Below are 1,115 nucleotides of genomic sequence, written 5' to 3'. Positions count from 1 at the left end.
AGGTCGCCGGCGGCCGCCTTCGAGACCACGGCCAGCAGCGAGTCGACCTTGGACTTGAGCAGGTTGGTGGCCGCCAGCTCGTTGGCCTGGCTGTCCTGGATCGCCTGCGCCATGCGGTTGAATTCCGTCGTCACCTGGCCCAGCTCATCGGCCGACAGCACTTCTGCGCGCGCCGACTGCACGCCGCTGGCGATGCGGCCGACGGCATGGGTCAGGTTGTTCAATGGCGCCAGCAGCGACTTTGCCAGCAGCCACGCCACCACCGCCGACAGCACGATACATGCCAGGCCGCCGGCCGACAGCAGCAGGCGCATGGTCTCCTGCAATTGGGCGGATGCCTCCGTGCGCCGGGCCAGCAACCGGCGTTCGTCGTCGGTCGCATCGGTCATGAGTTTGTAGATATCGGTGATGGCCGTGTTTCCGGTGGCTAGCGATCCGGTATGACCCATGGCGTCGGCGGCGCCGGGCTTGTCCCCCAGGTCCTGGCGTATTTTCAGCTGCGATTCGATGACGTCCTTGGCCCATACGTCGATCATGCTTTCCAGCTTCTTGAAGCGGGCGACCTGTTCCGGGTTGTCGGAGGCCAGTTTTTGCAGCTGCTGGAGGGAGCCGGGCAGGTCCGCCAATTCCTTGTGGGTGCGGGTAAAGCGCTCGGGCGCGCCGGTCAGGTAATAACCGCGCGCCTCCACCTGTACTTGCAGCAGGTCGTTGCGCAGGGTGTCGATGGACTGCAGCACATCCATCGTGTGCCTGTCCCAGGCATTGGCGTCGGACAGGCTGTTGAACCGGTTGTAGGCGATCGACAGCAGCACCAGGATGATGGCCAGGATGGCGCCAAAACTCAGGTATAGCCTCTTCTTGATGCTCAGGTCTTTAAACATTTTTTTCTCCAGTGGCCGCGGTTCACGCGGCACGGTTCACATAACATTGTCCCACGCTCAGGCGGCCACGGCAAAGTTGGCGACACTGGTTTGCAAATTGCCCGCAGCGTACTGCAGCTGGTGCACCGCCTCGCTGGTGGCCTTGAGCGACTCGACGGTCTGCTGGGTGGCGTCGTTGAGCTGTATCATGGTTTCCGAAATCTGCTGCGCGCCCACCGCCTGCGACTGCATCCC

The 1,115-nt window shown here is 63.0% G+C and carries 1 protein-coding gene; it reads right to left on the bottom strand.

What is annotated here, in order from left to right:
• On the bottom strand, positions 1 to 881 hold an 881-nt coding region (locus ACCD07_RS32260; protein ID WP_413449691.1), incomplete at its 3' end, for a CHASE3 domain-containing protein.
• Positions 882 to 1,115 lie beyond the last annotated feature (234 nt).

Source organism: Duganella sp. Dugasp56 (genome assembly GCF_047304105.1).
Taxonomy (GTDB): Bacteria; Pseudomonadota; Gammaproteobacteria; order Burkholderiales; family Burkholderiaceae_D; genus Rugamonas; species Rugamonas hordei.
This window is presented reverse-complemented; position numbering and strand designations above follow the sequence as displayed.